We start from the raw sequence: 25,031 nt of genomic DNA, 5'->3' as shown, positions 1-25,031 counted from the left end.
TAAGAACCGTTCCTTTGTATCGGGACCCGCACCCGCTTGCGGTCATGGCCCGAGTCTTAACGCCTCGTTCCGGCCTTCGCCAGTGCTCAGCGCGCGATTTCATCGGCAAGGATCCCGACCGACAGCGCGTAGAAATTCGAGCAGTTATAGTCGAGGATAGTGCGGTAGTTGTTGGTGAGCAGATAGGCGGTCTGTCCCGGGCCGTCGGGCTCCAGCAGGCTCGCAAACTCATGGTCGGCGGGCCAGCGGCCATTCTGGGCGACGATGCCCAGGCGCCGCCATTCGCCGATCGTCTTCCACCGGCTGTGCCGCTCATGGACGCGTGGGCAACGGGGCGCGACGAGACGCGTGCCGAGCGCTGCCCGGTCGAGCCCCGCCGGAACGCTGACCGGCACGCCCCAGGTAACGTTGGGCTTCCAGCCGGCATTGCTGAGATAGTTGGCGATGGACGCGAGCGCGTCGGCCTGGCTGTTCCAGATGTCGGCGTCTCCGTCGCCGTCGCCGTCGACCGCGAGGCGAAGATAGACGGAAGGAAGGAATTGCGGATAGCCCGTGGCGCCGGCCCAACTGCCCTTGAGCTGGCTGCGCTGCACGCCGCGGTCGACCATCTTCAGGGCGGCGACGAATTCCTCCGAGAAGAGGTCGCGGCGGCGGCCCTCATAAGCGAGGCTGGCGAGCGAGTTCAAAAGGTCGAAATCGCCGGTGACGGCGCCATAGCTGGTCTCATGGCCCCAGATAGCGACGAGCACCGAGGGCTCGACGCCGTAGCGGCGTCCGATCGCGTTCAGCTGGCCGATATTGGAGGCATAGCGTGCCTCGCCGCGGCTGATGAGGCTCGGCGTCACGTGGCGGGCGCGATAGGGCGCGAAGGGCGGGATGGCGGGATTGCCCGCGCTGCCGCCAGGCTGACCCCGATCCAGTTCGATGGTGCGGGAGCTGAACTGCAAGGTCGGAAAGACGCGATCGATGGTGGAGGGAGTGACCCCGGCGGCCAGAGCCTGCGCGCGGAGCTGCGGCAGATACATTTCGAATCCGGCCTGGTTGAGCCCGCCGGTCTGCGCCATCGCGGCGGCGCCTCCCGAGTTCCATGGCGGGAAAGCCGCGAGCAACATAGCCATCATCTGGTGAACGAAACGCATGAACACTCCCCTTCTCGCTCGGCCTATTGCCATAAGCGCCCGCGCCGCGCACGGGTTCCTTCGCGCCGCTTGCACGAAATGGCGCTGGGCGCCTAAGGCGTCGTCGACAAGGATGGGTGGCCGAGTGGTTTAAGGCAGCGGTCTTGAAAACCGCCGTGGGTTCACGCCCACCGTGGGTTCGAATCCCACCCCATCCGCCAGCTTGCTTCGTTCCGCGCTCCGGCTAAAGTCCGGATAAAGGCTGCGGAGGGGGAAGATGGCAGCATTTCAACGCGCTATTCTCGGCATGGCGTCGGCCGTTCTGCTTTTGGCCAGTGGGCCGGCGGACGCGGCATGGCGGCGCGCAGAGACGGATCATTTCATCCTATACGGCGAAATTGAGGAGGGCCGCCTCCGCGAGCAGGCTATTGTTCTCGAGGAATTCGATCGGCTGCTGCGGCTGCTGACCGGCGTCGACGCGGCGTCCCCGCCCAACAAGCTGCCCGTCTATCTTGTTTACAATCACGATCGGCTGCGGCTCGTTAGGGACGTGTCCTATGGGGTGGGCGGCTTCTACCTGGCGTCGCCCGATGGTATCGGGGCGTTCGTAAACCAGCGCACCAACGTAGGCCGCTATGGGCCGAACGACACGCTGTTTCACGAATATGCCCATCACTTCATGTTGCAATATTTTCCGGCGGGCTATCCCGCCTGGTATGTGGAAGGCTTCGCCGAATATGTCGCGACGGCGGACTTCCGATCCGACATACTCGAATTCGGTCGCTACAACGACAACCGCTCGCTCTGGCTGTCTGACAAGTCGCGCTGGATACCCTATGAACACGTCCTGTTCGGCGGAGATCGGAAGCCGCAATGGGGCGATTCCGCCCGCTTTTACGCTCAGAGCTGGATCCTCGTTCATTATCTGATGAGCGACCCCGCCCGCGCGGCGGCAACGCGCGCATACCTTTCGGCACTGAGCGCGGGAGAGGAACCCAGGACCGCCTTCCAGTCCGCCTTCGGCATGCCGGCATCGGACTTGGATGCGCGCATTCGCGCCTATGCCCGCGACGGCATCGCCTATACTCGCGCGCCTCGCGGCCATGCGGTCGCGGATCCGGTTATCACCACGCTCCCGACCTCGTCCGACGAGCTGATGCTGCTGCAGGCGGTAATGAGGGTCGGTGTGCCCGAAAAGGCCCGCAAGGCGGTGCTGGAAAGGACCCGGCGCGAAGCGCGAGGGAAGGAAGATCCGTTCGCCAGGAGGGTCCTTGCCCAGGCCGAGGCGCTCTATGGCAACGCCGCCGCCGCCGATCGCCTTCTGGGTGAGCTGCTGCAAGCCAGCCCGGACGACGCCGAGCTGCTCTATCTGAAAGGCATGCGCTACTTGACCGCCGGTCGTGCAGACGAAGCGGCGCGCGCGGCCTATTTCGCCGAGGCAAAAGGTTGGTTCGTGAAGGCACACAAGGTCGACCCCAACCATTTCCCGACCTTGTATCGCTATGCCGAAGCACTGTCAGTTGAGCCAGATTATCTTTCGGAGAATACGACGAACATTCTCCTGCTCGCCCGCAGCCTCGCGCCGCAGGTGGCGGAGATCGGGATTCAAGCGGGACAGATCCTGCTGCTTCGCGAGGAGTATGACGCTGCGCGAGCGGTGCTGACGCCGATCGCTGCCAGCGTGCATCATCCCCAATCGGTTGCTGCGGCGGAGACACTGCTCGAAGCCGCCAAGAACCGCCGCCCTGTCGACGAGAGGGTCGGGTTCGACTTCGGGGACGCGGAACAGGCCGGCTCGACCGAGTGAGTGAGCCACGAGCGGCTTGATCCGCGGCGCCCGCGCCAGTAGCTGCATCGCGAGAACCGCCGCGCGAAATCCGGCGCGTGTGCGACAGCGGGAAAGTGATCGAGCATGACCAGAATTGCACCCTTCGACTGGGCGGACGCTTTTGCCCTCGACGATCAGCTGAGCGATGAGGAGCGGCTCGTCCGCGATACCGCGCGGGGCTATGCGCAGGAGAAGCTGCAGCCGCGGGTGAAGCACGCCTATCTGGAGGAAGATTTCGACCGCGCTATCATGACCGAGATGGGCGCGCTCGGCCTGCTCGGCGCGACCATTCCGACCGAATATGGCGGCGCCGGCCTCAATTATGTGAGCTACGGCCTGGTGGCGCGCGAGGTGGAGCGGGTGGATTCGGGCTACCGCTCGGCCATGTCGGTTCAGTCCAGCCTCGTCATGCACCCGATCAATGCCTATGGCACGGAGGCGCAGAAGCGGAAATATCTGCCCAAGCTCGCGACCGGCGAATGGGTCGGCTGCTTCGGCCTCACCGAGCCCGATGCCGGCTCCGACCCCGGAGCCATGCGCACGCGGGCGAAGAAGGTGGACGGCGGCTATCGTCTTTCCGGCGCCAAGATGTGGATCACCAATTCGCCGATCGCCGACGTCTTCGTCGTCTGGGCCAAGTCCGACGCCCATGACGGCAAGATCAAGGGCTTCGTGCTGGAGAAGGGCATGAAAGGCCTGTCGGCGCCCAAGGTGAGGGAGAAGCTCAGCTTGCGCGCCTCGATCACCGGCGAGATCGTCATGGACGAGGTCGAGGTGCCGGAGGAGAATCTTCTTCCCGATGTCGAAGGGCTCAAAGGCCCGTTCGGCTGCCTCAATCGCGCCCGCTACGGCATCGCCTGGGGTTCGATGGGCGCGGCCGAGGCCTGCTATCATGCCGCCCGGTCCTACACGCTCGAGCGGAAGCAGTTCGGGCGGCCGCTCGCCGCCACTCAGCTCGTCCAGCTGAAGCTTGCCAATATGGTGACCGAGATCACCCTCGGCCTCCAGGCGGCGCTTCGGGTCGGCCGGCGGATGGACGAAGGCGAGCTCATCCCCGAGACGATCAGCCTCATCAAGCGCAACAATTGCGGCAAGGCGCTCGATATCGCCCGCACCGCCCGCGACATGCACGGCGGCAACGGCATCTCAGCCGAATTCCAGGTGATGCGCCACGCCGCGAACCTGGAGACGGTCAACACCTATGAGGGGACGCACGACGTCCACGGCCTGATCCTCGGCCGCGCCATCACCGGGATCGCGGCGTTTTGATTTCGGGTCTCGTCATCGCGAGGAGCGCAGCGACGCGGCGATCCAGTCACTGGATTGCTTCGCTGCGCTCGCAATGACGGGGACGGGCATGGATAAGCCGCTGGCAGGCATCAGGGTTGTCGAGCTGGCCCGCATACTGGCCGGGCCCTGGGCGGGGCAGTTGCTGGCCGATCTCGGCGCCGAGGTGGTGAAGGTCGAGCGGCCCGGCGTCGGCGACGATACGCGAGGCTGGGGGCCGCCCTTCGTCGAGAAGGACGGCAGCGCCGCCTATTTCCATAGCTGCAACCGGGGCAAGCGCTCGGTGGCGATCGACTTCGAGACGCCCGAGGGGCAGGAGCAGGTCCGCGTCCTGGCACGGGATGCGGATATCCTGATCGAGAATTTCAAGGTCGGCGGCCTCGCCAAATACGGCCTCGATCATGCCAGCCTCTCCGCCATCAACTCGCGCCTCATCTACTGTTCGATTACCGGCTTCGGCCAGGACGGCCCCTACGCCCCGCGGGCCGGCTACGACTTCATGATCCAGGGCATGGGCGGGATCATGGACCTGACCGGCGACCCGGAGGGCGAGCCGCAGAAGATCGGCGTCGCCTTCGCGGACATCTTTACCGGCGTCTATGCCTCGACGGCGATCCTGGCGGCGCTCAGGGGCCGCGAGGCGACCGGCAAGGGGTGCCATATCGACATGGCCCTCCTCGACACCCAGGTGGCGGTGCTCGCCAACCAGGCGATGAACTATCTGGTCTCGGGCGAGCCGCCGCGCCGGCTCGGCAATGCCCATCCCAATATCGCGCCCTACCAGACCTTCGCCGTCGCCGACGGCCATGTCATCATCGCCGTCGGCAATGGCGGCCAGTTTCGCAAGCTCTGCGACCTGTTGGGCCTGACCGCGCTGGGCGAGGACCCGCGCTTCCTCACCAATGCCGATCGCGTGCGCAATCGCGAGGCGCTCGCCGCCGCCCTCGCCCCTGCCCTGCTCCAGCGCCACCGCGACGAGCTGCTCTCCGCCTTGGCCGCGGCGGGTGTGCCGGCGGGGCCGATCAACACCGTCGCCCAGGTCTTCGACGACCCTCAGGTGATCGCGCGCGGCCTGAAGCTGGAGCTGGACGGCGTACCGGGCGTCGCCTCGCCGATCGTCATCGACGGCAAGCGACAGGTCGCAGCGGGATCGAGCCCGCCGCTCGGCGGCTCCCGAACGGACTAGGCTCAGCTCGATCGGCGCTGGCGGAGGCGCAAGGCCAGTCCGGTGCTGCCGAGCGCCGCGGCCAATATCGCCAGCGGCGCGAGCGACGGATCCAGATCCGTCCAGGCGACGGCCGCGACGCCCATGGCAGGCGCCATCGCATCGGCCGACGACGGGACCGACGCGTAAAGGCAGAGCATGACCAGGCCGACCAGGATTGGCGGCCGCGGCAGCAATGAGGCGATGCGGAACATGGGTTGCTCCCCGATCTGTTGCCGGGCTTTTGATCTCGCGACCCGATTCCCGCCACGATAAAGAGCCGCAATCTTCGTCCGCAGCGGTGGCGCGGCGTATGGCTTTGTCCGCTTGCGTGATCATTCGTGCGGAAATGTGAGGAAGCGTCCCGCGACTGATGATATGATCGGCGTCCATGCATGGCCACCTCGACAACCGCTCGAGCGAAGATATCGCCGCCCTGGTGCGCGAGGAATTGGCCCGGCTGCGCCGATCTCGACAATGGCTGGCAGATGAGGCCGGCCTCAGCATCTCCACGCTTGAGAAAGCCTTGTCGGGGCGCCGCCCCTTCACCCTCGCCACCGTCGTGCGCCTCGAGGAAGCGCTCGGCCGGCCGCTGCGCGCCGGCGCCACGCCGCGTCTGTCGAGCGAGCCTCCCGAGATGGCGCCGGCCGAACTTGGCGCCTATGCCAGAGCCGGCGTTCGCTGGCTGGAGGGCGATTATCTGACGCTGCGGCCTTCCTTCAACAACCCGGGCGCGGTCTATGCCTATCGGCTGCTGATCGAGTGGAACGAGGCCTGTCACTGCCTCACCTTCCAGGAATCGGCCCGGGTGGATGCCGCCTTCACCCAGGCGGGGCGCGTGTCCTTTCCGCACCTTTCAGGACATATCTATCTGGTGACGCAGGAATCCGGCCAATATCGCGTTGCCATTTTGGGCCGGCCGACGATCAGCGGTGAGCTGAACGGCATCCTCACGACCCTCGTGGTGGGCGAGGGCTCGCAGCTGCTGCCGGCCGCGACGCCGCTCGCGCTGATACCCTGCCGGGCGGGGATGGAGCCGGAGTTCGGGCTCGTCGAACCCGGCCATTCGCGTTTCGAAGAGTATCGCACTCGCCTCGACCGTATCGTCGCGGGCGGATTTGCTCGGCTTATCGGCTAAGTCCGACGGGCGGAGCGGCGAAAGATCAGGGTGCGGCCGCCCTTGTAGCGGGTCTTGGCGGCTTCCACGAAGCCCGCCTTCAGCGCCACGTTGATCGAGGAAGCGTTGTCGGGATCGATGATGCAGCTATATTCCGGGGCATCGAGCTCCGCCTCGGCCCAGCGGATCGCCGCCGTCACCGCTTCGCTGGCATAGCCGCGGCCGTGGCACCAGGGATCGAGCACCCAGCCCATCTCCGGAATGCCCTCGATCGACGGCGAAAAGTCGCGGTGGAAATCGGCGAAGCCTATGTCGCCGGCGAAACGGCCGCTCGCCTTGTCGTAGACCGCCCAATAGCCATAGCCGAGCATCGACCAGAGGCCGCGCGCCCGGAGGATGCGCGACCAGACTTCCTCGCGGGTGAAAGGCTTGCCGCCGATATGGCGAACGACCTCGGGATTGCTCCACATCGTTGTGGAGGCGGCGAGATCGTCCGCCGACGGCGCGCGCAAGAGGAGGCGTTCGGTCTCCAGGACCGGAATTACGCCCCCCTTGTCCAAGGCTTACTTCTTTCCGAGGGTGAGGCCACCGAAGCGCTTGTTGAAGCGCGCGACCTGGCCGCCCGAATCGACCATCTTGCCGGTGCCGCCTGTCCAGGCCGGGTGCGAGGTCGGATCGACGTCCAGCTGCAGCGTTTCGCCCTCAGCGCCCCAGGTCGAGCGGGTCTCGAACACGGTGCCGTCGGTCATCTGGACCTTGATCATGTGATAGTCGGGATGGGTATCGGTCTTCATGGTGGTATTTCCTGGGGTTTGGCTGGTTCCGACCAGCCTCATGGAAGCGAAGCGCGCCCTTAGCGCCTCGGCGTGGAGTTGACAAGCCAGGCCCAGCCCGCCTAGCGGCCGGATCGGCGAAGGTGCCGCTCTTACGGGAGCGGTGAAAAGGGAAGCCGGTGGAAAACCGGCGCTGTGCCCGCAACTGTAAGCGGCAAGCTCCCCATCCGCAAAGGGTGACGGAGCATAGAGGGCGCCCACGAAAGTAGTACTTTCGTGGGTCCCCGGGAGCCGCGAGCCAGGAGACCTGCCTCCGCCCGTCGTCCGCGCCCGGCCGGGATCAGCCGACGCGCGTGGCATCGAAGGCGTCCAGGCGCCGCCGATACCTCCGAGACGACATGTGTCGCCAAGGAGGTAGAGTCCATGAATCCGATTTTGTTGGTAACCGCTCTCGCTGCCCAGCAGAGCCCGCCGGGCGCGGACGAGGATATCGTCGTCACAGCGTCGCGCGAGCCCGTATCCAGGGCCGAGGCGGGTGTGTCGGCCACCCTGTTCGATGAGCAGACGCTGGAAGCGCTCGCTCTCCCCTCGACGAGCGACATATTGCGGTTGGCGCCGGGCGTTTCCGTCTCGACCAGTGGACCGCGCGGCACCCAGAGCCAGCTGCGTATCCGGGGCGCCGAGGCCAATCACACGCTGCTGTTCGTCGACGGCATCCGCTTCAACGATCCCGCTGCCGGCAATGAGGCGCGGTTCGAGCTGCTGACCAACGACAGCCTCAGCCGGCTGGAAGTCGTGCGGGGGCCGCAGTCGGCGCTGTGGGGTTCCGAGGCGCTCGGTGGAGTGGTCGCGCTGGAAACGGCGGACCCGCTGGGTGCGACCGTCCTTTCCGCGCTGGCCGAATATGGCAGCCATGACAGCGCCCGCGCCTCGACGCAGTTTGCCGTGCGAAGCGGCGATGGGGGCCTCAGCGGATCGGCCGGGTGGCTGAAGAGCGACGGCATCGACAGCTTCGGCACGGGCGGGGAGCGCGACGGCTTCGAGAACCGCTCGGCCAGCGCCAAGGTCGTGTTCAGCCCGATCGATGCCCATGAGATTGGCGTCGTCGGCCACTGGATCGAAGGCGAGAGCGAGTTCGATGGCTTCGATCCCCTGACCTTCCGCCGCGCCGATACGCTGGATTCGACCGACAACAGGCTTTTCGCCGTCCGCGCTTGGACCCGCATCGAGCAAGGCGGGTGGTCGCTCCTCGCCGACGCCAGCTATCTCGACAGCGCCAACCGCAACCGGCTGGATGAGGCACCGCTCAACAGCACGTTCGGCCAGCGCTTCACCCTAGGCGGGCAGCTCAGCCGCACCGTGGGAAGACATCGCCTTACCGCGGCCGTCGAACATGAAGCGGAGGATTTCAGGGCGCGAGACCAGTCCTTCTTCGGCGCGACGGACCAGGACCGGTCGCGCGAACTCACCGCCTTTGTGGGTGAGTGGCGCGCGGACTGGTCGCCGGTCTTCGCCACGGATGTGGCCGTCCGGCACGATAGCTTCAGTGCCTTCGCCGACGCGACCACGCTTCGGGCGATGGCGCTGGTGAGGCCGGCCGAGGACTGGACGCTTCACGCCGCCTATGGCGAGGGGATCGCCCAGCCGACCTTCTACGACCTTTACGGCTTCTTCCCCGGATCGTTCGTCGGCAATCCGACGCTATTGCCGGAACGCTCCAAAAGCTTCGAAGCGGGCGTTCGCTGGGTGGAAGGCGCGGTATCGCTCAGCGTGACCGGCTTCACCGGCGAGCTGGAGAATGAGATCGTCGATACGTTCGACCCCTCCAGCTTCCTCTCCAGCACCGCCAATGTCGACGGCAAGAGCCGGCGGCGGGGCGTGGAGGTCGACGGCCGCTATCGGCTCGGATGGCTGACGCTTGGCGCCAACTACACCTATCTCGACGCCGACGAGCGGCAGGTGTCGGGATCAGCGTCGGTGCGCGAGGTCAGGCGGCCCCGGCACAGCGCCAATTTCATTGCGACAGGTTCGCTCGGCGCTTTGGATGTGGGCGCCAGCCTCGCCTATGTCGGCAAGCGCCAGGACACGGATTTCGACCTCTTCCCCGCGGAGCGAGTAACTCTGAGTGACTATGTGCTGACGTCGCTCAACCTCGGCTATCGGGTGACGCCTTCGTTGCAGGCCTATGCCCGCGTCGAGAACGCCTTCGACGCCGACTATCGGGATGTGGTCGGCTACAACACGCCGGGACGGACGGTCTATGCGGGTCTTCGCCTGTATTTTGGCGATTAGCCTCGCCCTTCCGGGCGTGGCGGAGGCGGCTCCCCGGCGGGTCGCCTCCCTCAACCTGTGCACGGACGAGCTGTTGCTGATGCTGGCCCGGCCCGGGCAGATCGCCTCGGTTACCCATCTCGCCCACAAGAAGGCGGAGACGCCGCTGTGGCGAGAGGCGCGCCGCTATCCGGACAATGACGGGAGTCTCCTCTCCATCGTCGGGATGCGGCCGGACCTTGTCCTCACCATGGGCGGCGGCGCCCGCGATCGGGCACGGATCGCCGAGCGCCTCGGGATCGAGACGCTGGATCTTCCCTTTCCGCAGAGCCTCGAGGATGTGGAAGCGGGCATCCGCGCCGTGGCAAGGGCGCTCGGACGCGAGGACGCGGGCCGGAACCTCATCGCCCGTATCGACGAGCTGCAACGGACGAGGCCCGAGGTGCAGCGCGACACGGTCTGGCTGGGCGGTGGAGGCAGGAGCGTCGGAGCCGATTCCCTGGCGGCGCGATGGATGGCGCTCGCCGGATTTCGCCAGCGGCCGCTGCGGGGCGACCGGATCTCGCTCGAGCAACTGCTCGTGGCGCCGCCCGAAATCCTGCTGCGCAGCGACTATCGCAGCGGCCAATATTCGGGCGAGCAGCGCTGGCTGAACCACCCGCTGGCGAAGGGCACCTCGCGCTCGCGCACGGTCGTCACGGATGGGCGTGTGTGGACGTGCATGGGGCCGCTCATGGTAGGCGAGATCGTTCGCCTTCGGGCGGGTGCGAAATGAGCGCGCGGTCTTCCGCGCTGCTGGGGGCGCTGCTCCTTGCCCTGTTTCTCTTCTCGGTCGCGGCACCGTGGAGCGCGATGGCGGACCTCATGGCGCAGGACCGGGAGCTCGGCCTGGCCGTTCTCGTCCAGCTCAGGCTGCCCCGCGCGGTGCTCGCGCTCGTCTACGGCGCGATGCTGGGCGCCTCGGGGGCGGCGATCCAGGCGCTGTTCGCCAATCCCCTCGCCTCCCCGGACCTCACCGGCACGACCAGCGGCGCAGCGCTGGGCGCAGTCGTGACCGCCTATATCTTCGGTTTTGCCGCACCGCTCGCCTTGTCGGTCGGATCGATCGTCGGTGCTCTCGCCGCGCTCGCGCTGCTGCTGGCGTTGGCAGGGCCGAAGGCGGAGACGGCGACCTTGCTGCTCTCCGGGCTCGCGATCAGCGCCCTCGCGGGCGCCCTGACGACCCTGGCTCTGGCCCTCGCCCCCTCCCCCTTCGCCTTCTACGACGCCTATGACTGGCTCATGGGCTCGCTGATCGACCGCAGCCTCCCCCAGGCGGCGTTCGCCGCCGTGCCGACCTTCATCTGCATAGCCCTGCTCCTGCGCCTGGCGCGGCCGCTCGACAGCCTGACGCTCGGCGAGGAAGTGGCGCAGTCGCTGGGACATGATGTCGCGTCGCTGCGGCTGTGGATCGTCTGCCTGACGGCCTTGGGGGTCGGCGCCTGCGTCGCGATCTGCGGGGCGATCGGTTTCGTCGGCCTGATCGCACCGATCTTCGCGCGGCGGCTGACAGGCGGACATCCGGGGCGCGCCATCGCCCCCGCGGCGCTGATCGGCGGAGCCCTGTTGCTGTCCGCCGACCTCGCCGTGAGGCTGGCGCCGCACGGGCGGACCCTGCCTATCGGCGTGGTCACCGCCCTCCTCGGCGCTCCCTTCTTCCTCTGGCTGGTCGCGCATATGCGGTGGAGGCTCAATCGATGACCGCTCTCGTCACCGCGTGGGGCCTGGTCATGCCGGGCCGGCTCCAGGACACGGCGATCGACCTGAACGCCGGGACGCTGACCTGTCTCGTCGGTCCGAACGGCAGCGGCAAGACCAGCCTCCTCCACGCGCTCGCGGGCATTGGCGGTCCGCTCGGCGAGGTGCGCGTGGCCGGAGTGGACCCGCGGACACTCGGGCCGGGGCAGCGACCGCGCTTCTGCGCCTATCTCCCCGCATCTCGCGACATCGCCTGGCCGTTGACGGCCCGCGATGTGATCGCGCTCGGCCTTGCCGAGGATGATGACCAAGGCAGAGTCGACGAGGTGCTGGATGAGCTGGGCCTCGCCGCCATGGCCGACAGGCGCCTCGACCGCATGTCGACGGGTGAAAGGAGCCGGGTGTTCATCGGACGGGTGCTGGCAGCGAAGCCCAGGCTGCTGCTTCTCGATGAGCCGGTGACGAACCTCGATCCGCTCTGGCAGCTGCGATTGATGGACAGGCTTCGCGCCATCGCCCGCAGCGATGGTCGCGCCCTGCTGGTCGCCATGCACGATCTAGAACTAGCGCGGATTTATGCCGATCGGCTCATCATCATGCAGGACGGAACCGTCGCCGCGGATGGCGAACCCGCCGAACTGCTCGACGGGCCGCACATCCGATCGATATTCGGAATAGAGAAAGTCGGCGGCGCCTGGCGCCCGGTGACGCCCTGACGATTGCGTCTCGATTACGCCGCCGGCGGGTCGGCGATCATTGCAGTGAAGTTCGCCTCGGCCGCGACCTTGCCGTCCACCAGGGCCTTGCCGGCAAACTTGCAGACGGACGAACGCTTCTGGACGAACTCGACCTCGAGCCGGAGCAGGCAGCCCGGCTCGACCGGCGCGCGGAACTTGGCGCCGTCGATCGCCATGAAATAGACGAGCTTCCCCGAGCCGGCGAGGCCGAGCGATTCGACCGCGAGCACACCGGCGGCCTGGGCCAGCGCCTCGACGATCAGGACGCCCGGCATGATCGGCCGCCCGGGGAAATGTCCGTTGAAGAAGTCCTCGTTGATCGTCACGGCCTTGATGGCCGCGATCGACTGGTCGGGAACGATCGACTCGACCCGGTCGACGAGGAGCATCGGGTAGCGATGCGGCAGCGCCGCCATCACCCGCTTCACGTCGAGCGGACCCCGCTTCGACTCGGGAACGGCGGCGCCACTTTCGTCCGACATTAGCGACCCTGGGGCTGCTGCTGTTGCTGCGGCTGTTGCTGCTGGGTCTGAGCCGGCGCCGTCGTATTGACGCTCGGAAGCTGCTGATTGAGCGCCGCGAGCACCTCGTTCGTCACGTCGAGCGAAGCCGATCGGGCGAGCGTCGCCTGGGTGTCGAGCGCGACCGTCGCGCCATGGGTCGACATCACCTGGTTGATGATCGGATCCAGACGAGCGTTGATCTGCTGCGCGACATAGGCGCGGTTGCGGGTGAAAGCCTGCTCGCGTTGGGCGATCTCCTGCGCGGCGGCGCTTTGCTTCTGCTGGAAAGCGGTCGCGCGCTGCTGAAGAGCGGCATCGGGCTCCTTGCCGTTGAGGGCCTGGGCCGCTGCCTGGAGCGACTGGGCTTCGGTCTGGAGCGGCTGGTTGAGCTGCTCAGCCCGCTGCTGGATCTGCTGGAGCTGGGTCTGGAGCTGAGTCTGCGCCGCCTTGCAGGCGTTGCAGTCGGAGAAGACGCGCTGCGTGTCGATGACGACGATCACGGCCGCGGCCGTGCGCTGCGCGGGCGCAGCCGCGGGAATGGCGGTGGCGAGCGCGGCCAGAGCGGCGCCGAAAACGAATTTGTTCATTAGAATGCGGTCCCTACGTTGAATGTGAAGAGCTTGGTATCGTCACCTTCGGCGGTAATAAGCGCCTTGGCTATATCGATCCTGAACGGCCCGAAAGGCGAGATCCAGTTGACGCCGAAGCCCACCGAGACGCGCGGCTTGGGCGTGTCGCCGACATAAAATTCCTGGAACGGCGCGACGCCGGCCACCGGAATCGATCCCGTCGGGCAACCGCCGGTGGTGGGTGCCGGCGTGCTGTTGCCGTTTACGTCGACGCAGCGGTTGCGAGCCCGGGGATCATCCGGCGATATGCCGACCAAGGTCGGATCGTCGAGCCCGAACACCGCGCCGACGTCGACGAACACGGACGGGCGGAGGCCCATATCCTTGCCGAACGGTATCTGGACTTCCGCCCGGCCCATATAATAGGCGCGGCCGCCGAGGGCGTCGTCGGCGATGATGCCATCCTTGCCCGGGATAATGTTGCCGTCCGCGTCGAAGCGCCGGCGGATCACCCTCGGTCCGATGCCGCGAATGTCGAAGCCGCGCATCTGCGATTCGCCGAGGAAGAAGCGATCGATCAGGCGCACCGGGTCACGGCCCGGCCCCGGCGCATCCTCGAAGCTGTGGATGTAGCCGCCTTCGATGGTGGCCGCGAAGACGAAACCGCTATCGTCGATCGGGAAATATTTATCGGCGCTGGCCCGGGTGCGAACATAGTTCACGCTGCCGCCAAGCCCCGCATAATCCTGGCTCAGGATCAGCCGCTCGCCGCGTGTCGGGCGAAGGCGGTTGTCCAGCGTGTCGTAGAGCAGTGAGTAGCCGATCGACGAGGTGGTTCGCTCGCCGATGGCGTCGCAAAGATAACGGCCGGCTCTCAACGGGTCGCAGACAGGCGGCAGCGGGCCGTCCCCGTCGGGGTCGGTGAAGAAGATATCCCGGTCGAGCGTGATGTCGTCGAGGTTCAGGCCGTAACGCATTGCGAGCGACATATATTCGGTGAGCGGAATGCCCAGTCGGATCTGGCCGCCGGTCTGGAGTTGCTCGTAAGTGGTGTTGCGGCTGTTGTTGACGAAGTTGAAGCTGCTGAAGTCGCGCCGGTAGATGTCGCCGCCAAGCGAGATGTTCCGATCGAACAAATAGGGCTCGGTGAAGCCGAGCTCGACCGACTTCGAGTAGCTCGAATAGTTGGCCGCCGCGCGCAGTTCCTGGCCCTTGCCCATGAAGTTGCGCTGACGGATGGACAGGTTGACCAGGAACCGTTCCAGGCTTGAGAAGCCGGCCGATACCTGCAACTCGCCGGTTGCGCGCTCCTCCACATCGACCGCCAGGACGACGCGGTCGGGGCTGGAGCCCTGCTGCTGCTCGATCTCCAGATTTTCCTGGAAGAAACCGAGCGACTGGATGCGATCGCGGGAGCGCCTCACGCGCACGCTGTTGAAGGGATCGCCCTCCGCCAGGCGGAACTCCCGCCGGATCACCTTGTCGCGCGTGACCGTGTTGCCGTTGATGTCGATGCGCTCGACATAGACGCGCGGCGCATCGGCGATGCGGAACGTGACGTCCATCGTGCGCTCGTCTTCGTTCCTCTTGAACTGAGGTCGCGCGTCGGCGAAGGCATAGCCGTAGAGGCCCGCCGTTTCGTTGAGGAGCGTGATCGTATCCTCAACCCTCTTGGCATTGTACCAGTCGCCCGTTTCCATCGACACGAAGCGCCGCATTACCTGGGGGTCCAGGTCGCGCAATTCGCTCTCGATGTTGACGTCGCCGAAGCGGTAGCGCTCGCCCTCCTCCACCACATAGGTGATGATGAAGTCGCGCTTGTCGGGCGTCAGCTCGGCGACCGCCGAGATAACGCGGAAGTCGGCATAGCCTTCCGTCAGGTAGAACTGCCTCAGCTTCTGCTGGTCGAAGGCTAGACGGTCGGGGTCGAAGGTGTTGCTCGAGCCGAGGAAGCTGAGCAGGCCCGTTTCCTTCGTCGCCATCTCGTCGCGCAGGTCGCCGTCGGAGAAAGCCTCGTTGCCGAGGATATTGATCTGCCGGACCTTGGAGCGCGGACCCTCGTTGATCTCGAAGATCAGATCGACGCGGTTCTGGTCGAGCTCGACGATCTTGGGCTCGACCGTGGCGGCGAAGCGCCCTTGGCGGCGATAGAGTTCGATGATGCGGGCGACGTCGGCCCGGACCTTGGACCGGGTGAATATCTCGCGCGGAGCGAGCCGGATTTCCGGCGAGATCTTGTCGTTCTTCAGCCGCTCATTGCCCTCGAGAATGATGCGGTTGATGACCGGGTTCTCGGTCACCTGGATGGTGAGCGCGCCCTGATTGTCGCGGATCTGGACGTCGGAGAAGAGTTCCGTCGCGTAAAGGTCGCGCAGCGCCTCGTCGAGCCGCTCGCGGGTATAGGGCTCGCCGACGCGAAGGTCGGTGTAGGAAAGCACCGTCTGCGCCTCGAGCCGCTGGCCGCCGGTGACGGATATCGACCGGATCGTGCCGATCGGCGTGGGCGGCGCGAGGATGCTGGCGGCGGGGGCGCTCCCCGGCGCCACCGGCGGAGTAGTGGCGGGCGCCTCGGATTGGGGGGGCGTGTCAGCCGGAGGCGCGGTATCGGCCGGAACCGTCTCCTGGGCGTACGCAGGCACGGCGATGCCGCCCAGGATCGTGCCGACCAGGAGTGCGGAGCAAAGCCGCCGATTGTAGGAAGATGCTTTGATCGCTGTCACGCGTCCCCGCCCTTTACGCTGGAATGCCGGTTATCCGCCCGGCTCATGATCCCTGTCGGGCTCCGCCCTGCCCCAAGCCGCTCAACCAATCAACCCGCCAAGCTTCGTCCAGACCCCAAAAGAGGCCAAATCGTTCAGGGTTACGAAGATCATGAGCGCGAGAAGCGCGGCAAGCCCCGTCCTGAACGCCCATTCCTGTGCCTCCGGCTTCAGGGGTTTCCGACGCACGCCCTCGATCGTGTAGAAGAGCAGGTGGCCACCGTCGAGCAGCGGGATTGGCAAGAGGTTAATGAATCCGAGATTAATCGAGATCACGGTCATGAACCAGACGAAGGCGATCCAGCCGAGGCTTGCCTGCTGCCCGGAATATTGCGCGATCTTGAGCGGCCCGCCCATCTCCTTCATCGAGCGCTGGCCGGTGATGACCTGCCCCAGCGTCACGATCATCGCTCGCACCGTCTCCACCGTCTGGCTAACGGCCGCGCCGAACAGCTGAAGCGGCGGAAGCGTCTCGAATGCGGGTGGACCCGAGGTCACGCCGAGAGAGCCCATGCGGGCTTCGTTGCCGAAATTGTCCTGCACCACAGTCGCGTCGGTCACGACCTTGATCGGGATCGTCTCGCCGCCCCGCTCGACGGTGAAGCGGATCGGTGTGTCAGGCCGCAGGCGGACATAGGACTGAAGATCGGCGAAAATATCGATGCCGCGCCCATTGGCTTCGACAACCCGGTCTCCAGGTTGGAAGCCGGCGCGGTCCGCAGGGCCGGCCTCCACGACGCCGTGCACGACAGCCGGCGTGGTCGGATAGCCAATGGCGGCGAAGATGATCATGAAGGCCAGGATCGCGAACAGGAAGTTGGTGACCGGTCCTGCCGCGACGATGAGGAAGCGCTGCCAGACCGGTTTTGCCTGGAAGGTCTCGGCGCGCTCCTCCGGCGGCAGCGACAGCCATTCGTCGGTGGGCGCGCTCGCCGGGTTCATGTCGCCCTTGAACTTGACGTAGCCGCCCAAGGGCATCCAGCCCACTTTCCAGCGCGTGCCGCGGCGGTCCGTCCAGCCGCCGATCTCCCGCCCGAAGCCGATCGAGAAAATCTCCGCCTTCACGCCGAACCAGCGGCCGACGAAATAATGGCCGAGCTCGTGGATGAAGATGAGCGGCCCGATGACGAGCAGGAAGCTCAATATCGTCATCAAGAGGCCGGGGTCAGGGCTATTCAAATGGCGAACTTTCCAACGAGGGTCTGGGCGCGCCGCCGTGCTTCGGCATCGATCGCGAGCACATCGTCGAGCGAGGCCGGCGCGGGCGGATCATAATGGTGTAACGCTTGACGAGCGATTTTGGCGATATCGAGGAAAGCGAGCCGAGAGTCCAGAAAGGAAGCGACCGCTACCTCATTGGCAGCATTGAGAATTGCGGGCTTCGCGCCCCCTGCCCTCAGCGCCTCCTTGGCGAGCGCCAGGCCCGGGAAGCGCTCAAGATCGGGCTCCTCGAAATCGAGCCGCGAGACCTTGACGAGATCCAGCCGTTCGCACGGGGTCTCCATCCGCTCCGGCCAGGCCAGCGTGTGCGCGATCGGGATGCGCATGTCGGGCGCCCCTAATTGGGCGAGGAAGGAGCCATCGACATATTCGACCAGGCTGTGGATCACCGACTGGGGATGGACGACGACGTCGAAGGCTTCCGCCGAAAGCGGGAAGAGGTGGAAGGCCTCGATCAGTTCCAGCCCCTTGTTCATCAAGGTCGCGGAATCGACCGAAATCTTGGCGCCCATCGACCAGTTGGGATGGGCGACCGCTTGGGCCGGCGTGACGCCGCGCATTTCCTCCAGGCTGCGGCCGCGGAACGGACCCCCGCTGGCCGTGAGGATGACACGCCGCACCGCCTGTGGCCGCGCCCGGTCGAAGCATTGGAAGATCGCATTGTGCTCCGAATCCACCGGGAGCAGGGTCGCCCCGCTTTCGGATGCCGCTTGCGTCATGACGTCACCGGCCGAGACGAGCGCTTCCTTGTTGGCGAGCGCCACGGTCTTGCCTTGGCGGAGGGCAGCCATAACAGGCCGGAGGCCGGCGCAGCCGACGATCGCCGCCATCGTCCAGTCGGCCCCCGAAGCGGCCGCTTCGACGATCGCTTCATGGCCGGCCGCGGCTTCGGTGTCGGTTCCGGCCAGCGCGTCCTTCAGCGCGTCGAACAGGCTTTCGTCGGCGATGACGGCCCGGCGCGCGCCGACGCGGCGGGCGGCGGCGGCGAGGCCGGCGACGTCGCGGCGGGCGGTCAGCGCCAGCACGTTGAACCGCTCCCTGTCGCGTTCGATGAGATCGAGGGTCGATTGTCCTACCGATCCGGTGGCGCCTAGAATGGCGACGGTGCGGGTCACCCGGTCCACAGCCCGCCGACCAGAATCAGGAAGGTCACGAAGATGACCGGGAGCAGCCCATCGAGCCGGTCGAGCACGCCGCCGTGGCCGGGCAGGATGGTGCCGCTGTCCTTCACGCCCGCGCGACGCTTGAGCCAGCTCTCATAGAGGTCGCCCGCCTGGGCGATGAGGCCCATCGGCCCGCCGATGTAGAAGAAGGGCGAGCCGAGATCGAAGAACCAGGCCGCGAGCGCGCCGACGACCGCCGCGCCGAGGAAGCCGCCGCCGAGGCCCGCCCAGGTCTTGTTGGGGCTGATCCGAGGCGCGAGCTTGGGTCCGCCGATGGAGCGGCCGGCGAAATAGGCGAAAATGTCCGTCGCCCAGGTGATCAGCATCATCCAGAAGGTAAGGCCGAACCAGGCCCAGTTGATCGCAAGCAGGGCGAATGCCGGGATGGCGACGTAGAGATAGCCGCCGAACATGGTGGTGCGCCGTGCCATGAGGCCGAGCAGAAGAGCCAGGCCGAGCGCTGCGGCGAAGCCCGTCCAGGCGGGCGAGAAGCTCGCGGCGCCGATCGCCGCGTCCATCATGTCCACCGGGAAAAGCATCTCCGACAGGACGAGCAGGTTCCCCGCAAGAAAGAGCGCACCGACATAGCCCCAGAGCCTGGGCACCCGGTGCATGTCGGCCCATTCGAGCAGCATCACCGCCGCACCGGCGAGGACGAGCAGGCGGAAGACCCAGCCGCCGAAATAGATGGCGGCGCAGGCGACGGCGACCATCACCACGCCCATGATGAAGCGGGTCGGAAGGTCCGATCGGGCCAAGGACGCTTCAGCCTCGCTCATAGGCCACCATATCGTCGCTCGCGGCCGGCGAAGGCATCCAGGGCGGCGCGCAGCGCATCGCCGTCGAAATCCGGCCAATAGGTGTCGACGAACAGCAGCTCAGCATAGGCCGCCTGCCAAAGCAGGAAATTGGATAGCCGATGCTCGCCCGAAGTCCGGATCATCAGGTCCAGCGGCGGCAGATCGGCCGTATCGAGCGCGGCGTCGACCATCGCCTCGTCGATCGCCTCGGCAGCGACCTCCCCGGCGGCGGCGCGCCTCGCCAGGTCCTGGGTCGCCTTCACCAGTTCGGCGCGGGCGCCATAGTTGAGCGCCACCGCCAAGGTCATGCGCCGGTTCGCGGCCGTCCGCGCCACGGCCTCATCGATCATCCTGGCAACATCGGGCTTGAACGCCTTGTGATCGCCCAGGATTTTGAGGCGGATGCCTTCGCGGTGAAGGGTGTTGAGCTCCGAGCCGATATAGAGGCGCAGAAGGCCCATGAGATCGTTGATCTCGGTCTGCGGCCGGCGCCAATTCTCCGACGAAAAGGCGTAGAGGGTAAGGCACTCGACTCCGGCTTCCCCGGCGGCGCGCAATACCTTGCGGGCGGCCTCCGCGCCTGCCTTGTGACCCGCGGCGCGGGGCAGGCCCCTTGCCTTCGCCCAGCGGCCATTGCCGTCCATGATGATGGCGACGTGGCGCGGCACTGCGGAGCCGGAAGCGCGGGCGCTGTCCGGCCGCGACGGCGCGCCGGCCGGGGACGCGGTCACGGCTGCAGGATTTCCTGTTCCTTCGCCGCCGCCGCCGCGTCGATTTCCTTGATCGTGTCGTCGGTCATCTTCTGGACCTCGGTGCCGAGCCGCTTGTGCTCGTCCTCGCTGATCTCGTGCTTCTTTTCGTCGGTCTTCAACGAATCCATGCCGTCGCGGCGGACGTTGCGGACGGCGATGCGCGCCTTCTCCGCATATTGGCCGGCGAGCTTGGCCAGCTCCTTGCGGCGTTCCTCGGTAAGGTCGGGGATCGGCAGGCGGATGTTCTGCCCGTCGGAGATCGGGTTGAGGCCGAGGCCGGCGGAACGGATTGCCTTTTCCACGGCGTTGACGTTGGAGCGGTCCCACACCTGAACGGACAGCATGCGCGGCTCGGGGGCCGAGACGGTGGCCACCTGGTTCAAGGGCATGTTCGCGCCATAGACCTCGACCGTCACCGGATCGAGCAAGGCCGTCGAGGCACGACCGGTGCGCAGGCCCGCGAGATCGTGCTTCAGCGCCTCGACGGCGCCGTGCATGCGGCGCTGAATGTCGGCTTTGTTATAGGCTGGCATCTCTCACTCCCCGTTCTGCACGATCGTCGCCGTGCCTTCTCCGCCGAGCACCTTGGCGAGGTTGCCGCGCTCGCGGATATTGAAGACGACGATCGGAATGTTGTTGTCGCGGCACAGAGCGACAGCGCTCGCATCCATGACGCGAAGATCGTCGCTCAACACCTTGTTGAAACTCACACTTTCATATCGCTTGGCGTCCGGCACCTTCTTCGGATCGGCATCATAGACGCCGTCCACCGAAGTCCCCTTGAACAGCGCCTCGCAGCCCATCTCGGCGGCGCGGAGGGCCGCGGCGGTGTCGGTGGTGAAGAAGGGATTGCCCGTGCCGGCGGCGAAGATCACCACCCGGCCCTTCTCCATGTGCCGTACGGCGCGGCGGCGGATATAGGGTTCGGAGACGGTCGCCATCGGGATGGCGGACTGGACGCGGGTGTCGACGCCGATCTTTTCCAACGCGTTCTGCATGGCGAGCGCGTTCATGACGGTCGCGAGCATACCCATATAATCGGCGCTGGCGCGGTCGAAGCCCTTGGCGGCGCCGGCGAGGCCGCGGAAGATGTTGCCGCCGCCGACGACCATGCAGAGCTCATGGTCCTTGGCGACGCCGGCGATCTCCTCGGCGATCCGGGCGACGGTGTCGGGATCGATGCCGAACTGGCTTGGCCCCATCAGCACTTCACCCGAAAGCTTCAGCAGGACTCGTTTGAAGCGCGGGCGCGGCATGGGGTGTCTGGTCCAATCGATGGTTAAGGTGAGGCGGCGCGCACCTTAGTTAGCGGCTGCGGCGATGCCAAGCCTCCCTTCCCGCTCACGGGAAGCTGGGGAGGGAACCTGTCGACCGACAGCCCCTCCCCTCATTCCCCTCCCGCAAGCAGGAGGGGACACAAGTTACGCAACCGGTTCGGGCTTGCTGGTGCCGGCGGCGGCGGCGACTTCGGCGGCGAAGTCGCTTTCCTTCTTCTCGATGCCTTCGCCCAGCTGGAAGCGGACATAGGCGGCGAGCGTCACCGGCGCGCCGGCGTCCTTGCCGGCGGCGGCGACGACGTCCTCGATCTTCGTCTTGTTGTCCATGACGAAGAGCTGGCTCATCAGTGCGTTTTCCTTGCGGAACTTGGCGATCGTGCCTTCGACCATCTTGGCGACGATGTCGGCCGGCTTGCCGGACTCGGCGGCCTTCTCAGACGCGATAGCGCGCTCGCGCTCGATCAATGCCGGATCAAGATCCTCGCCCTTCAGGGCCAGCGGGTTGGCCGCGGCGATGTGCATGGCAAGCTGCTTGCCGACGGTCTCCAGCTTCTCCTTGTCGCCGGTCGATTCGAGCGCGACGAGCACGCCGATCTTGCCAAGACCCGCCGTCACGGCGTTGTGAACGTACGGCACGACGACGCCATCACTCACCTCGAGCACCGCAGAGCGGCGGAGCGACTGGTTCTCGCCGATGGTGGCGATATTGTCGGTGAGCTTTTCCTGTACGGTCCCGCCCGCCGGCCAGCTCGCGACGAGCAGACTCTCGGCATTGCCCCCGTTGGTGAGCGCCAGGCCGGCAACCGTGCGCACGAATTCCTGGAACTGCTCGTTCTTCGCGACAAAGTCGGTTTCCGAGTTGACCTCGACGGCAGCGCCCTTCGTGCCCTCGACGGCGACGCCGACCAGGCCCTCGGCAGCGGTGCGGCCGGCCTTCTTGGCGGCGGCGGCGAGGCCCTTAGTCCTGAGCCAGTCGATGGCGGCTTCCATGTCGCCGTTCGTCTCGTTCAGCGCCTTCTTGCAGTCCATCATGCCGGCGCCGGTGCGCTCGCGCAGTTCCTTCACGGATGCGGCTGTGATTTCCGCCATATCTCTGATCCTTTCAATTAATTCCCCTCCCGCTTGCGGGAGGGGCTGGGGGAGGGAATGTGCCCGAATGACAGGCCCTCCCCTTGATCCCTCCCGCAAGCGGGAGGGGAGAGGTTTCTCAGGCTTCGGCCAGCGCGGCTTCGGCCGGCGGCTCGCTCATCGAGCCGATGTCCTCGCCGCGGCGGGCGGCGCCGCCCTGCTTGCCTGCGAGCGCCGCGTCGGCGATCGCATCGCAATAGAGGCGGATGGCGCGGCTGGCGTCGTCATTCGCCGGCACCGGGAAAGCGATGCCCTGCGGGCTGACGTTGGTGTCGAGGATGGCGACGACTGGAATGCCGAGCACATTCGCTTCCTTGATCGCCAGCTCTTCCTTGTTGGCGTCGATGATGAAGATGACGTCGGGCAGACCGCCCATGTCCTTGATGCCGCCCAGCGACAGCTCGAGCTTGTCGCGCTCGCGCGTCAGCTGGAGCACTTCCTTCTTGGTGAGGCCGGCGGTGTCGCCCGACAGCTGCTCCTCGAGCGCCTTGAAGCGCTTGATCGAGTTGGAGATCGTCTTCCAGTTGGTGAGCATGCCGCCCAGCCAGCGGTGGTTGACGAAATGCTGGCCGCTGCGGCGCGCAGCCTCGGCGATCGGCTCCTGCGCCTGGCGCTTGGTGCCGACGAACAGCACCTTGCCGCCGGCCGCGACCGACTGGCGCACGAAATCGAGCGCGCGGGCGAACAGCGGAACGGTCTGCGAGAGATCGATGATGTGGACCCCGTTGCGATCGCCGAAAATATACGGCTTCATCTTGGGGTTCCAGCGGTGGGTCTGGTGGCCGAAATGCGCTCCGGCCTCGAGCAATTGCTGCATGGTGACGTCGGTGGACGCCATAGGTCTTCTCCTTCCGGTTAATCCTCTGCGGGCCGAGAGACCGTCCTTCGCCTGCGCTCGGGAGCAGCCACCGGTATGTGTGACCCGCATGTGGAATGCTCGCGCGCTTACCCGCTCTCCCCGCTCAAATCAAGCGTTGACAGAAGAACAAAGGAGGAACATAGAAGAGCCGGGAGAACATAGGCGGATCAACGCCGCCGACAGCAAGGGGACTAAATGTGATACACTTCCTGGCAATCCTGTTCTTCAGCTTCGTGATCCTGCTCGCCCCGATCGCCATTCGGATGGCGATCCTGGACGCCTAGGCTTCCGTCGCGGGTGCGGCTGCAGCGGCGGCTCGGCGCGATCGTTTGACCTTGCCATAGGCGTAGACGCTGGCCGGGATCAGCGCCGCATAGAGCATGGCGGCGAGGCTGAGCGTCGGCCAGGGCGCCGAGAAGAGCGCGCCGCCGACGACGGCGATCACGCCCAGCGCCCAGAGCCGGACATGGCTCCTGAGGCGGAGAGAGGTCCAGGAAAAGGTCGCCACGTTTGAGATCATGAGGATGGCCACCAGGGCAGCCCAGGGCGCGACGACCCAGAACTGGCGGAAGACGTCGCTTTCGGTCCAGAGCCAGAGATAGATCGGCAGGAAGGCGAGCCCCGCCCCCGCGGGGGCCGGAACGCCGGTCAGAAAGCCCGCCGATTTATGGGGTTGGTCCTCGACGTCGATAGCGGCGTTGAAGCGCGCCAGGCGGAGCGCCGCACAGACGGCATGGGCGAGCGCGAAGATCCAGCCGTAGCGCGGGACTTCCTGAAGCGCCCAGAGATAGAGGATGATCGCCGGCGAGACGCCAAAGGCGATGACGTCGGAGAGCGAATCGAGCTCGGCGCCGAAGCGGCTCTGGCCGCGCAGCATGCGGGCGATGCGGCCGTCCATGCCGTCGAGCACGGCGGCGATGATCACGAAGGTGATCGCCCGCTCCCAATCCTCGGCTATCGCGTAACGCACACCGGTCAGGCCGGAGCACAGCGCCAGCGCCGTCACGGCATTGGGCACCAGCGCCCTCAGCGGGATGCCCCTCGGCCGCCGGACCGACGGCTTCACTGGCTGACGCCCTCCGGCGCTTCGGCGACGCCGGCACGACCGACGATCGTCTCGCCGGCGATGGTGCGCTGGCCGAGGATCACCTGCGGCGCGATGCCGGCGGGAAGATAGACGTCGACGCGGCTGCCGAAGCGGATGAGGCCGACGCGCTGGCCGGCGGCGACCGCGTCGCCCGGCTTCACCCAGGGCACGATGCGGCGTGCCACCAAGCCGGCGATCTGGGTGAACCCGATGCGAAGGCCGTTCGCCCCCTCGACCAGGATATGCTGCCGCTCATTATCCTCGCTTGCCTTGTCGAGATCGGCATTGAGGAACTTGCCCGGAATATAGGCGACGCGGATGACCGTGCCTGGGATCGGCGTGCGATTGATGTGGACGTCGAACACGCTCATGAAGATGGAGACGCGGGTGTAGAGCCCGTCCGCCAGCGCGTCATCGCCGGTGAGTTCGCGCGGCGGCGGCACGGTTGCGATCATGGTGACGAGGCCGTCGGCGGGGGCGATGATCAGCCCCTCCCCTGTCGGCGTCGTCCGCACCGGATCTCGGAAAAAGGCGGCTACCCAAATGGTTACGCCCAGAAGCGGCCAGCCGATCTCATCCGAGATGAAGAAAAGGAAAGCTGCGGCGATCGCGCCCGCGATCACGACGAATTTGCGGCCTTCGGGATGAACCGAGGGCCAGCGCCAGCGGACCGTCGTCGTGACGAGGTCGGGCTTGTCGAGCGATGTCATGCGCCGTCTTTAGGCGGCAAGCGTGGGCGAGACAATGGCGACCGGCTGCGCCGGCAATAGGGCGGGTGCCGCTCCGGTTGATCGCAGCGCGTTCACCGCCTACACCGCCCGCCAAACCACACTCGCAGAGG

General features: G+C 66.3%; 25 protein-coding genes, 1 tRNA gene and 1 riboswitch. Of the genes, 9 read left to right on the top strand and 17 right to left on the bottom strand.

Annotated elements, in window-relative coordinates; genetic code table 11:
• Nucleotides 1-86: 86 nt before the first annotated feature.
• A complete protein-coding gene (locus DF286_RS13880) occupies nt 87-1,121 on the bottom strand; it encodes a lytic murein transglycosylase (protein ID WP_109272479.1) in 1,035 nt (344 codons plus the stop codon).
• A gap of 128 nt (nt 1,122-1,249) precedes the next feature.
• Between DF286_RS13880 and DF286_RS13875 the strand changes: the two genes are divergently transcribed.
• From DF286_RS13875 to DF286_RS13860, 4 genes are all read left to right on the top strand, one after another.
• Nucleotides 1,250-1,339 (top strand) — tRNA-Ser (locus tag DF286_RS13875).
• A 56-nt stretch (nt 1,340-1,395) separates the two neighbouring features.
• Nucleotides 1,396-2,925 (top strand): tetratricopeptide repeat protein, encoded by a 1,530-nt coding sequence (locus DF286_RS13870; protein WP_146193639.1) that lies wholly within the window; start codon nt 1,396-1,398, stop codon nt 2,923-2,925.
• Between the two features lie 105 nt (nt 2,926-3,030).
• Complete coding sequence (locus DF286_RS13865; protein WP_109272280.1) at nt 3,031-4,215, top strand: acyl-CoA dehydrogenase; 1,185 nt, start codon at nt 3,031-3,033, stop codon at nt 4,213-4,215.
• Between the two features lie 88 nt (nt 4,216-4,303).
• Complete coding sequence (locus DF286_RS13860) at nt 4,304-5,419, top strand: CaiB/BaiF CoA transferase family protein (protein ID WP_109272279.1); 1,116 nt, start codon at nt 4,304-4,306, stop codon at nt 5,417-5,419.
• A gap of 2 nt (nt 5,420-5,421) precedes the next feature.
• Here DF286_RS13860 and DF286_RS13855 read toward each other — a convergent pair whose 3' ends face one another.
• On the bottom strand, nt 5,422-5,652 hold the full coding sequence (locus DF286_RS13855; RefSeq protein ID WP_109272278.1) for a hypothetical protein: 231 nt from the start codon (nt 5,650-5,652) through the stop codon (nt 5,422-5,424).
• Nucleotides 5,653-5,828: 176 nt separating this feature from the next.
• Here DF286_RS13855 and DF286_RS13850 point away from each other — a divergent pair, with 176 nt between their 5' ends.
• Nucleotides 5,829-6,575 (top strand): helix-turn-helix domain-containing protein, encoded by a 747-nt coding sequence (locus DF286_RS13850; RefSeq protein WP_109272277.1) that lies wholly within the window; start codon nt 5,829-5,831, stop codon nt 6,573-6,575.
• On the opposite strand, the gene DF286_RS13845 is transcribed toward DF286_RS13850, so the two are convergent.
• Both DF286_RS13845 and rpmE read right to left on the bottom strand, forming a co-directional pair.
• Nucleotides 6,572-7,114 (bottom strand): GNAT family N-acetyltransferase, encoded by a 543-nt coding sequence (locus DF286_RS13845; RefSeq protein WP_207790053.1) that lies wholly within the window; start codon nt 7,112-7,114, stop codon nt 6,572-6,574. The genes DF286_RS13850 and DF286_RS13845 overlap by 4 nt on opposite strands.
• A 3-nt stretch (nt 7,115-7,117) precedes the next feature.
• Nucleotides 7,118-7,348, bottom strand: coding sequence for a 50S ribosomal protein L31 (gene rpmE, locus DF286_RS13840; RefSeq protein ID WP_109272276.1), 231 nt, complete (start codon nt 7,346-7,348; stop codon nt 7,118-7,120).
• Nucleotides 7,349-7,451: 103 nt separating this feature from the next.
• Nucleotides 7,452-7,656, top strand: a riboswitch (cobalamin riboswitch).
• A gap of 94 nt (nt 7,657-7,750) precedes the next feature.
• On the opposite strand from rpmE, the gene DF286_RS13835 reads away from it, so the two are divergent.
• The 4 genes from DF286_RS13835 to DF286_RS13820 are packed head-to-tail and all read left to right on the top strand — an operon-like array spanning nt 7,751 to nt 12,051.
• The gene (locus tag DF286_RS13835) at nt 7,751-9,619 is read left to right on the top strand and encodes a TonB-dependent receptor plug domain-containing protein (protein WP_109272275.1); all 1,869 of its coding nucleotides are present in this window, start codon (nt 7,751-7,753) and stop codon (nt 9,617-9,619) included.
• A complete protein-coding gene (locus tag DF286_RS13830; protein WP_158274702.1) occupies nt 9,588-10,373 on the top strand; it encodes an ABC transporter substrate-binding protein in 786 nt (261 codons plus the stop codon). The genes DF286_RS13835 and DF286_RS13830 overlap by 32 nt, the downstream gene beginning before the upstream one ends.
• A complete protein-coding gene (locus tag DF286_RS13825; RefSeq protein ID WP_109272273.1) occupies nt 10,370-11,338 on the top strand; it encodes a FecCD family ABC transporter permease in 969 nt (322 codons plus the stop codon). Before DF286_RS13830 ends, DF286_RS13825 begins: the two co-directional genes overlap by 4 nt.
• Nucleotides 11,335-12,051 carry an ABC transporter ATP-binding protein gene (locus DF286_RS13820; protein ID WP_109272272.1) on the top strand — a complete coding sequence of 239 codons (717 nt, stop codon included), beginning with the start codon at nt 11,335-11,337 and terminating at the stop codon, nt 12,049-12,051. The genes DF286_RS13825 and DF286_RS13820 overlap by 4 nt, the downstream gene beginning before the upstream one ends.
• Before the next feature lie 14 nt (nt 12,052-12,065).
• Here DF286_RS13820 and fabZ read toward each other — a convergent pair whose 3' ends face one another.
• The 13 genes from fabZ to DF286_RS13755 form a co-directional block, all read right to left on the bottom strand.
• Nucleotides 12,066-12,554, bottom strand: coding sequence for a 3-hydroxyacyl-ACP dehydratase FabZ (gene fabZ, locus DF286_RS13815; protein ID WP_109272271.1), 489 nt, complete (start codon nt 12,552-12,554; stop codon nt 12,066-12,068).
• Entirely contained in the window at nt 12,554-13,162 is a 609-nt protein-coding gene (locus tag DF286_RS13810) for an OmpH family outer membrane protein (protein ID WP_109272270.1), read from the bottom strand. The genes fabZ and DF286_RS13810 overlap by 1 nt, the downstream gene beginning before the upstream one ends.
• Entirely contained in the window at nt 13,162-15,855 is a 2,694-nt protein-coding gene (gene bamA, locus DF286_RS13805; protein ID WP_109272477.1) for an outer membrane protein assembly factor BamA, read from the bottom strand. The genes DF286_RS13810 and bamA overlap by 1 nt, the downstream gene beginning before the upstream one ends.
• Before the next feature lie 90 nt (nt 15,856-15,945).
• The gene (rseP, locus tag DF286_RS13800) at nt 15,946-17,055 is read right to left on the bottom strand and encodes an RIP metalloprotease RseP (protein ID WP_109272476.1); all 1,110 of its coding nucleotides are present in this window, start codon (nt 17,053-17,055) and stop codon (nt 15,946-15,948) included.
• 23 nt (nt 17,056-17,078) lie between these two features.
• Entirely contained in the window at nt 17,079-18,239 is a 1,161-nt protein-coding gene (locus tag DF286_RS13795) for a 1-deoxy-D-xylulose-5-phosphate reductoisomerase (protein ID WP_109272269.1), read from the bottom strand.
• On the bottom strand, nt 18,236-19,066 hold the full coding sequence (locus DF286_RS13790; protein WP_109272268.1) for a phosphatidate cytidylyltransferase: 831 nt from the start codon (nt 19,064-19,066) through the stop codon (nt 18,236-18,238). The genes DF286_RS13795 and DF286_RS13790 overlap by 4 nt, the downstream gene beginning before the upstream one ends.
• Entirely contained in the window at nt 19,063-19,818 is a 756-nt protein-coding gene (locus tag DF286_RS13785) for an isoprenyl transferase (RefSeq protein WP_424141260.1), read from the bottom strand. The genes DF286_RS13790 and DF286_RS13785 overlap by 4 nt, the downstream gene beginning before the upstream one ends.
• Nucleotides 19,815-20,372, bottom strand: a complete 558-nt coding sequence (frr, locus tag DF286_RS13780) for a ribosome recycling factor (RefSeq protein WP_109272267.1) — start codon at nt 20,370-20,372, stop codon at nt 19,815-19,817. Before frr ends, DF286_RS13785 begins: the two co-directional genes overlap by 4 nt.
• A gap of 3 nt (nt 20,373-20,375) precedes the next feature.
• On the bottom strand, nt 20,376-21,095 hold the full coding sequence (gene pyrH, locus DF286_RS13775) for a UMP kinase (protein ID WP_109272266.1): 720 nt from the start codon (nt 21,093-21,095) through the stop codon (nt 20,376-20,378).
• A gap of 165 nt (nt 21,096-21,260) precedes the next feature.
• Nucleotides 21,261-22,205, bottom strand: coding sequence for a translation elongation factor Ts (gene tsf, locus DF286_RS13770; protein WP_109272265.1), 945 nt, complete (start codon nt 22,203-22,205; stop codon nt 21,261-21,263).
• Between the two features lie 118 nt (nt 22,206-22,323).
• Nucleotides 22,324-23,082, bottom strand: coding sequence for a 30S ribosomal protein S2 (gene rpsB / locus DF286_RS13765; RefSeq protein WP_109272264.1), 759 nt, complete (start codon nt 23,080-23,082; stop codon nt 22,324-22,326).
• Nucleotides 23,083-23,383: 301 nt separating this feature from the next.
• Nucleotides 23,384-24,169: a CDP-alcohol phosphatidyltransferase family protein gene (locus tag DF286_RS13760; protein ID WP_243444890.1), complete on the bottom strand. Its 786-nt coding sequence runs from the start codon at nt 24,167-24,169 to the stop codon at nt 23,384-23,386.
• Nucleotides 24,166-24,900 (bottom strand): phosphatidylserine decarboxylase, encoded by a 735-nt coding sequence (locus DF286_RS13755; protein WP_109272263.1) that lies wholly within the window; start codon nt 24,898-24,900, stop codon nt 24,166-24,168. The genes DF286_RS13760 and DF286_RS13755 overlap by 4 nt, the downstream gene beginning before the upstream one ends.
• Nucleotides 24,901-25,031 lie beyond the last annotated feature (131 nt).

Source organism: Sphingosinicella humi (assembly GCF_003129465.1).
In the GTDB taxonomy this organism is placed as follows: Bacteria; Pseudomonadota; Alphaproteobacteria; order Sphingomonadales; family Sphingomonadaceae; genus Allosphingosinicella; species Allosphingosinicella humi.
The sequence above is the reverse complement of the archived record's forward strand: the minus strand, read 5'-3'. Positions and strand labels throughout refer to the sequence as shown.